The sequence below is a fragment of the Arthrobacter sp. 3Tela_A genome (assembly GCF_049311025.1).
GTDB lineage: Bacteria > Actinomycetota > Actinomycetes > Actinomycetales > Micrococcaceae > Arthrobacter_B.
In genome coordinates this window covers 35,021-43,615 of sequence record NZ_JAXIOM010000030.1, presented here as the reverse complement: position 1 = coordinate 43,615, position 8,595 = coordinate 35,021, and the positions used below count along the sequence as shown (strand labels likewise).

7 protein-coding genes are annotated in these 8,595 nt (G+C 65.1%); 2 read left to right on the top strand and 5 right to left on the bottom strand.

Features of this window, described 5'->3' with window-relative positions:
• Nucleotides 1–71 precede the first annotated feature (71 nt).
• From TVC13_RS10430 to TVC13_RS10410, 5 genes are all read right to left on the bottom strand, one after another.
• The gene (locus tag TVC13_RS10430) at nt 72–1,739 is read right to left on the bottom strand and encodes a formate--tetrahydrofolate ligase (RefSeq protein ID WP_422401140.1); all 1,668 of its coding nucleotides are present in this window, start codon (nt 1,737–1,739) and stop codon (nt 72–74) included.
• Between the two features lie 69 nt (nt 1,740–1,808).
• Nucleotides 1,809–3,053: a D-inositol-3-phosphate glycosyltransferase gene (gene mshA, locus TVC13_RS10425; protein WP_422401139.1), complete on the bottom strand. Its 1,245-nt coding sequence runs from the start codon at nt 3,051–3,053 to the stop codon at nt 1,809–1,811.
• A 102-nt stretch (nt 3,054–3,155) separates the two neighbouring features.
• Nucleotides 3,156–3,431, bottom strand: coding sequence for a hypothetical protein (locus TVC13_RS10420; protein ID WP_422401138.1), 276 nt, complete (start codon nt 3,429–3,431; stop codon nt 3,156–3,158).
• A 596-nt stretch (nt 3,432–4,027) separates the two neighbouring features.
• The gene (locus tag TVC13_RS10415; protein ID WP_422401137.1) at nt 4,028–4,681 is read right to left on the bottom strand and encodes a histidine phosphatase family protein; all 654 of its coding nucleotides are present in this window, start codon (nt 4,679–4,681) and stop codon (nt 4,028–4,030) included.
• Nucleotides 4,682–4,738: 57 nt separating this feature from the next.
• Nucleotides 4,739–6,181, bottom strand: a complete 1,443-nt coding sequence (locus tag TVC13_RS10410; RefSeq protein ID WP_422401136.1) for a CCA tRNA nucleotidyltransferase — start codon at nt 6,179–6,181, stop codon at nt 4,739–4,741.
• Nucleotides 6,182–6,324: 143 nt separating this feature from the next.
• Between TVC13_RS10410 and TVC13_RS10405 the strand changes: the two genes are divergently transcribed.
• Nucleotides 6,325–6,855 (top strand): NUDIX hydrolase, encoded by a 531-nt coding sequence (locus TVC13_RS10405; RefSeq protein WP_422401135.1) that lies wholly within the window; start codon nt 6,325–6,327, stop codon nt 6,853–6,855.
• Between the two features lie 66 nt (nt 6,856–6,921).
• Complete coding sequence (gene murJ / locus TVC13_RS10400; protein WP_422401134.1) at nt 6,922–8,589, top strand: murein biosynthesis integral membrane protein MurJ; 1,668 nt, start codon at nt 6,922–6,924, stop codon at nt 8,587–8,589.
• Nucleotides 8,590–8,595 lie beyond the last annotated feature (6 nt).

Sequence of the window (8,595 nt, the reverse complement as noted above, 5' to 3'; positions counted from 1 at the left end):
GTCTGTGGTGTAAACGCCCCCGGCCCAGCGCTGGGACGTGCACTTTCTGCTATCTCGTTCGGGTGGGCGGGCTAGAACAGGCCCGACGGCGTTCCGTCAGCGGCGACTCCCATGCGGAGCGCAGCGGGGTGCTTCGGCAGTCCGGGCATCGTCATGACCGCACCGGTCAGCGCCACGATGAAGCCGGCACCTGTCTTGGGCACGAGGTCCCGCACATGGACGGTGAACCCTTCCGGTGCCCCCAGTTTCGCGGCGTCGTCGGAAAAGGAGTACTGGGTCTTGGCCATACAGACAGGGAAGTTCTCCCACCCGTTTGCCTTGATTTCCTCCAGCCTGCGCAGCGCGGGCACTGAGAACTCGACGTCGTCGGCTCCGTAGATCTCGCGGACCACGGTACGGATCTTGTCCTCCACACTCATTTGCAGCGGGTACAGCGGCCGGACGTCCACGGGCTTCTTCAACGCCGAGAGCACCTTGGCTGCCAGGTCATCGCCGCCGGGGCCTCCGCCGCCCTGTGCCCAGACGTCCGCTACAGCGGCCTCCACTCCTTCGCGGGCACACCACTGCAGCAGCCAGTCGATTTCCTCTGCCGTGTCCGTGGTGAAGCGGTTGATCGCGACGACGGGTGAGAGGCCGAACTTGCCCAGGTTCCGCACGTGCCGTTGAAGGTTCGCAGTGCCGGCTTCCAGCCCGGTCAGGTTTGGTTCATCCAGCCGCTCCCGGGGCACCCCGCCGTGCATTTTCAGCGCACGGACGGTTGCGACCACCACGACGGCGTCCGGGGCCACATCTGCCACCCGCGACTTGATGTCCAGGTACTTCTCCGCGCCGAGGTCGGCGCCGAATCCAGCCTCGGTAACAACGACGTCGGCCAGGTTCCGTCCCAGCGTTGTTGCTATTACCGAGTTGCAGCCGTGCGCGATGTTCGCGAAGGGTCCCCCATGGACCAGCGCCGGCGTACCGGCGATGGTCTGCACCAAATTCGGTTTGAGGGCGTCCTTCAGCAGCAGCGCCAGGGCGCCCTGCACCTTGAGGTCGGCCACCGTGACCGGCTGCCGGTCCCAGGTGTAACCAACGGTGATCCGGGCCAGCCGGGCGGTGAGATCCTCAATGTCCGTGGCCAGACACAAGATTGCCATGATCTCCGAGGCGACGGTGATGTCGAATCCGTCTTCACGCACCGTGCCCTGCCCCGGACCGCCCAGGCCCACCACAATGTGGCGCAGCGAGCGGTCGTTCATGTCCATGACCCGGCGGAAGGTGATGCGCCGCGGGTCGATTCCCAGCTCGTTGCCCTGGAAGATGTGGTTGTCCACCAGCGCGGCAAGGGCGTTGTTGGCGCTGGTGATCGCATGGAAGTCACCGGTGAAGTGGAGGTTGATCTCCTCCATGGGGATCACCTGCGAGTAGCCGCCTCCGGTGGCGCCGCCCTTCATCCCAAGCACCGGTCCCAGCGACGGCTCCCGGAGCGCAATAACAGTTTTCTGCCCGGAGCGCGCCAGTGCGTCCCCAAGACCTACCGTCACCGTGGATTTACCCTCGCCCGCGGGTGTGGGGCTCATGGCGGTAACCAGCACCACCTTGCCCGGTTCCGTCCGCTTGGGCACCAGGGCCGGGTTTACCTTCGCCTTGTGGCGTCCGTACAGTTCAAGCGCGTCCTCAGGGATGCCTGCGGAACGGGCGATGTCGGTGATGGGCTGCAGCGTCGCAGCCCGGGAAATATCAAGGTCGTTGGCCATAGCTCAACGCTTGCACCAGCCCCGGCGCCCGTCAATCCGGCACACTGGCGGCACTGATCCCGGCAGGGTTTAGTTGCCCACGGCGTGCGCTGCGGTCTGCTCGGCCGCGTGCAGGTAGGACTGCATAGTGTGGCTGGCGGTGCGCCGCCAGCCAAAGGACCTGGCATGTGCCGCGGCCCCGCGGCCGAGTTCCCCGCGCCAGGAGCGATGGTCATAAAGCGTCTCGAGTTCCGCTGCCCACCGGGACGGATCGTGTCCCTGGACCAGGACGCCGGTCTGCCCGGAGCTGACTGCCTTCGGCAGCCCGCCGACGTCCGCAGCAAGGACCGGAGTGCCGCACGCCTGGGCCTCCAGCGCCACCAGGCCAAAGGACTCGGAGAAGGACGGAACGGCAACGACGTCGGCAGACCGGAACCATCCGGCCAGCCCCTTCGCCGCCACCGGCGGGTGCAGCTGGACGGTTCCCTGCAGCCCCAGGGCGCAGATGGCAGCCTCCAGATCCAGGACTTCTGATCCGCTGGGGGCCCCGAGGATGCTCACGCGCAGCGGAATGTCCGGGCGGGACTCCCGCAGCCGGGCAGCGGCTTCGACCAGGACCTGGGGGCCCTTCATCCGCTGGATGCGCCCGGCAAAGACCACGTGGAACTCTCCGCGGCGGATAATGTGCCGGGCACGGGCCTCAAGCCGGCCGGCGGGGGAAAACACGTCCAGGTCCACCCCCGGGGCGACCACGTCAATGACCTGTGGGTCCGCCCCGTACCAGGCGGCCAGTTCCTCGGCCTCAGTGGTGGTATTGGCAATCAGCCGGGCAGCGGAGTCCACGATGTCCTGCTCGCCCTGGATCCGGACCTGGGGTTCGGGCATTTCCCCGGGCTGGAGCCGGAGGTTCTTCACGCGGGCCATGGTGTGCATGGTGTGGACCAGCGGAACATCCCAGTGCCTCGCGAGGCTGATGCCTGCGACGCCGGAAACCCAGTAGTGCGAATGCAGCACGTCATAGCGCGGACCGCGGAGCACGGAACGGGCCACGCCTTCGGCAAGTTCGCCCGCGAGCCTGGGGAGCATTTCCTTGGGTACCTTGCGGCGGGGTCCGGCAGTGACATGGTGCACCGTCACCCCTGGCGCCAGTTCGACGGCGGAGGGCTGGTCCGGCGCACAGGCGCGCGTGAAGATATCCACTTCCACGCCCATTTTCGCCATCTCGACGGCCACGGAACGAACGTAGACGTTCATCCCGCCCGCATCGCCGGAACCAGGCTGTTCGAGCGGCGAGGTATGCAGCGAGAGCATGGCCACCCGGTTGACCTGGGGCACAGCACTCCCTTCGTCGCTGGCCTGTGTTCCCTACCTATCGACCATACAACGCGAACAGGTCCCGCTTTGTTTCCTTACACCCGGGCTGGGGTGTGCAGTCTCTCACCGCCCGGAGGCGGAGGACGGGGAGCTGATCCGGAGCAGGCGCAGCTGGCGCTCCTCCTGCTCATCCACCAAGCGGCCGCTGGCGGTCACACGGACTGCCGCCGCCCGCCTCAGCAGGCGGAGCAGGCCCAGCACATACTGGACCCGGGAAAGTGCGGGACGGCGATCCGGCCCGGCGGGCCGGGAAGGGTCCTGGTTGGGGACCGGACGGCCGGCGGCAGGCGGGGCCTGCTGCTGAGCAAGACCGGCTGCGGGCAACTTGTAAAAGGGCATGACAATTCTCCAGAAAATGGGTGCACAAAAGCACAGCAATAAGCGAAAGTGGGAGTTGCCTATAAAAAGGCAATAAAAACGGAAGAGACGCCCGGACAATTACAGCCGCTGATTTATGCCTGCGAAGAAGATCCGCAGAGAGGCATTTGGAATTGCCGGGGTGTGCCGGAGACCCGGGAATGATCAGCGCAGCACACACCGGGAGCAAGGCCATCTGCCGGGCCGGACTCAGCGCAGCCGGCTCCGTTGGAGGGGCAACGTTGGACGGCGGCTGAGTTGGACTGCAGCTGAGTTCAGCTGCCGTTCACCGGGTGATCAAACGAGCCTGCTGAACGGCGGCGCAGATGCAGCCTAGGGCTGGGAGCAGCCTGTGCCCGGGCGGCGCCAAAAGGAGATGGCTGCGGGGACCAGGGTCCGCCGGAACATATCCGTGTAATCAAACACCACACTCCACCTCCTGTTTCGCGTTGTCCTCGAGGACTCGGCCGGGCCGTATCCTCACGGGCTGAGAGCGCCGCATTCTTTGCGGGCTCAAAAAATATAACCCGCCGGACACTCCGCTGCCAAGCCCTTTCTAAAAGAAACTTTAAAAGTTTCTACAAATTCCATTTCAGGATTGCCGGGGTGTGCTTGTCCCACCCGAGAACACAGACCGCGGCCGTGCCCAGTACCAGGTGCCTGCCGGCGTCGGGCGCCATTCCGAGCCACCTGGCCGCGAGAATACGAAGGAAATGGCCGTGTGCCACCAGCATCGCGCGCTCGATCGGAGCTGCTTCGGGGTTCCGGTCCATCGCTGTCCCGCAGCCTGCCTGAACTGTGGAAATGATCCGGTCCGCCCGGGCAGCAACCTCGGCGAGGGTTTCACCGCCCGGAACGCCGTCGTTCCAGATGATGTAGCCCGGATTCTCCTCACGGACTACCGTGTTCCGGCGGCCCTCGTTCTCGCCGTAATCCCATTCATGCGCGTGCGGAAGCACTTCGGGGCTGGGGTACCCCAGCAGCTCTGCGGTGCGCCGGGCGCGGATGAGCGGGGAACTGAATACACGGTCGAAGTCGAAGCCGGCGATCTTCTCCCGGGCCGCCACGGCCTGGGCTTCGCCCTCTTCAGTCAACGGGATGTCGGTGAGCCCGGTGTAGTTGCCCTGTCTGGACCACTCCGTTTCTCCGTGGCGGACCAGCCAAAGGGTGGGCAGCCTGGTCCCTGCGGGGGTCAAATCAGGAACTGCCGGTCCTAGGTTGCCTGCGGTCATGGGGTCCCTTTCTGATGCGGTTCGGGCGGCGCTGGAAGCCCCTTAGGGCCGGCCGGTCTAGTCGGTTTCCCGGCTCTCAGGCTGCTGCTGCCACCATTCCCGCAGCTTGGCTTCGGCCTCCCCTGGTGTACCCGGGCCGTTTTCCATGCGTTCTTCGAGCAGGAACCGGTAGGCACGGCCCACCACCGGGCCGGGACGGATGCCCAGCAGTTCCATGATCTGGCTGCCGTCCAGGTCCGGGCGGATGGAGGCCAGTTCTTCCTGCTCCGCCAGTTTCTCGATCCGGGCTTCGAGGTCATCATAGGCAAAGGCCAGGCGCTCGGCCTTGCGCCGGTTGCGGGTGGTCACGTCAGAACGCGTCAGGCGGTGCAGGCGCTGCAGCAGGGGCCCGGCGTCCGTGACGTAGCGGCGCACGGCGGAGTCGCTCCAGCCGGCATCCCCGTAGCCGTAGAAGCGCATGTGCAGCTCCACGAGCCTGGACACGGCCTTGATGGTGTCATTGTCGAACCGAAGGGCCTTCATGCGCTTGGCCGTGAGTTTGGCCCCCACCACGTCATGGTGCAGGAAGCTGACCGCCCCTGTTCCTTCGAAGCGCCGGGTAGCCGGCTTGCCGACGTCGTGCATCAGCGCCGCGAAGCGGAGCACAAAGTCCGGGGACGGAACGGCCCCGTCCGGGCCGGTCTCCAGGTCACAGGCCTGCCGCAGCACGGTAAGGGAGTGCTGGTAGACGTCCTTGTGGCGGTGGTGCTCATCAATTTCCAGGCGAAGTGCGGCGACCTCCGGCAGCACGTAGTCCGCCAGGCCGCTCTCCACCAGCAGGTCCACGCCGTCCGCCGGTGTTTTGCCGTTAATGAGCTTCACCAGTTCGTCCCGGACCCGCTCCGCGGAAATGATCTCAATGCGCCCGGCCATGTCCTTCATTGCTGCGAAAACCTCCGGTGCCACCGTGACGCCCAGCTGGGAGGCGAAACGGGCCGCACGCATCATGCGCAGCGGGTCATCGGAGAAAGAGGACGACGGCGCTCCGGGGGTCCGCACGATTCCCTCGTGGAGGTCCCGCACGCCGCCGTAGGGATCCACCAGCTCCATCTGCGGCAGCCGCAGCGCCATGGCATTCATGGTGAAGTCCCGGCGGTACAGGTCGTCCTCGAGACGTTCCCCGAACGCTACGACCGGCTTGCGCGACTCCGGGTCGTAGGCCTCGGAACGGTACGTGGTGATTTCGATCTGGAACCCGTCCTTGCGCATTCCGATCGTGCCGAACTCGCGGCCCATTTCCCAGTACGTGTCACACCAGCGCCGGGTCACCGCGATGATGTCGTCAGGACGGGCGTTGGTGGTGAAATCCAGGTCCGGGGAGACCCTGCCCAGGAACAGGTCGCGTACCGGCCCGCCCACCAGGGAAAGTTCAAACCCGGCGGCCTGGAAGAGCTCCCCGAGCTGCTCGATCACGCCGGGGAGCTCGGTGATGGGAAAGGAACTGTCGGAAAGGTGCGCCATAGTGCTTTAAGCGTGCCAGATAATCCAGCCCCCGCGGACAATGCGTCCGCTCCGCGGGCCGGACACGCCGGGGTTGCCGCGGCGCCAAGGGGTACAGCAATGAACGGTCATCATCGGCAGGCAAAGATAGTTACAGTGGGGGTATGGCCCATCCCGTCCCGAGTGCGCCCAAGCGGACCCCATTGACAGCGTCAATGGGGAGCTCAATTGCGCATCCGGCACATGCGGCCCTGCCCACGGTGGAAGAAGTGTCAGCCGGCGGAATTGTGGTCAACTGCACGGACCCCGAACTGCCCGTAGCGATCATCGCCCGGCTGAACCGCGGCGGCCGGCTCGAATGGTGCCTGCCCAAGGGCCACCCCGAAGACGCCGAAAACAACGAACAGGCAGCCGTCCGGGAGATCGCCGAGGAAACCGGGATCGACGGACGGATCCTCACTCCGCTGGGCAGCATTGACTACTGGTTCACGGTCAGCGGCCACCGGGTGCACAAGACAGTCCACCACTACCTGCTCGAAGCCGTGGGCGGGGAACTGACCATCGAAAACGACCCGGACCACGAAGCTGTCGACGTCGCCTGGGTTCCGCTGGCGGTACTGGGCAGGCGCCTTTCCTTCCCCAATGAGCGCCGTATCGCTGACCTGGCCCGGGAAGTCCTCCCCAAATACCGCTGACGCCGCGCGGTCCCCGCACCCCGGTTTTCAGGAAAAGCGCCATCCGGGTGAGAGCATAAGGACATAATGGCCGTACAGAATCCTGCTCCCAGTACCGCCCGCTCAAGTGCCGTTATGGCCGCGGGAACCATGGTCTCCCGTGTACTCGGGCTGGTCCGCACTTCGCTGCTCGCAGTCGCGATTGGCGGTGCCGGCGGCGTTACCGACCTTTTCTCCATCGCCAACGTCCTGCCGAACTTCATCTACCTCCTGGTAGCGGGCGGCGTTTTCAACGCCGTCCTGGTTCCGCAGATCATCAAGGCGAGCAAGCGCGAGGACCGGGGCGCCGAATACGTCTCACGGATCATGACGCTCAGCCTGCTGTTCCTGGGGGCGGTGGCCCTGGTCGTTACGCTCGCAGCGCCCTTGATACTTTCGGTCGTCATTGAGCTCACAGGTGACCAGCTGGCTCTCGCCACGGTGTTCGCGTACTGGTTGTTCCCTCAGATTCTCTTCTACGGTGCCTACGCCGTGATCGGCCAGGTCCTGAACGCCAACGGCCGGTTCGGGGCATATATGTGGGCACCGGTGGTCAATAATGTGGTTGCTATCACCGGACTGATTCTCTTCATCAACGTGATCGGCCGGCAGACCACCGAACAGTTCACACCGGAGAACTGGACGTCTTCAGCGACCCTGATCCTGGCCGGAAGCACCACCCTCGGCGTGGCCCTTCAGGCACTGGTCCTGCTGATTCCCCTGAAGAAGCTGGGACTGGGCCTGCGGCCAATTTTCGGAATCCGCGGAGTCGGACTCGGCGAGACCGCCCGGGTGGCCAAATGGACCATCATCACCATGCTGGTGGGCAACGGCGCCTACCTCGTCTATACGAACGTGGCGTCCATCGCCTCGGAAGCCAGGAAGTCCTTCCTGGCCATGGACCCTCCGCGGCTGATCGCCGGCCAGTTCAATCTGGAAACCGGGGCGATGCTGTACATCATTCCGCACTCCGTCATTACACTCTCCCTGGCCACAGTCCTGTTCAACCGCATGTCCCACGCCTTTGTGGAAAAGGACCTCGACGGCGTGCGGGAAACCATCTCACGCGGGCTCCGTGTCATTGGTGTAGCCACCGTCTTCTGCTCAGCGGTAATGGTTGTCCTGGCCGGCCCCATCGGCATGTGGTTCGGCGGCGGATCCAACGCCACAGCAGCGATCCAGGGACAGGTCCTGGTTCTGCTGGCCGTGAGCGCGCCCTTCCTCAGCGCTACGTTCCTGATGAACCGGGCGTTCTATGCCAGTGAAGACGCCAAGACCCCCATGATCATGCAGATCATCCTCGCTGCCCTTGGTATCGGCCTTGCCATGGCTGCCGCCGCCCTGCCGGCCGACAGGATCATCTTCGGCCTGGCCGTCGCCTACTCAGTAGGCAACATTGCCGCCGTCGTGCTCAGCCACATATTCCTGACCCGGAAGCTGGGCGATTACGGAGCGGGACGGATCTTCGACGTTCACGTCCGGCTCACCGTGGCGGCGCTGGGCTCGGCGGTCGTCGGGGCAGCTGCCCTGGCCCTGCTGGGCGGTTACAGTGCAGACGGCTTTGCGTGGCGCTCCCTCATCAGCGCCACCATCGTCCTGATTATCTGCGGTGGACTGATGGCTGCCGCGTATCTCGGGATGCTGCGGCTGCTGAAAGTCCGGGAACTGGATGATCTGCTGAAACCGGCTCTGGCGAAGATCCGGCGCCGGGGCTAAGACGAC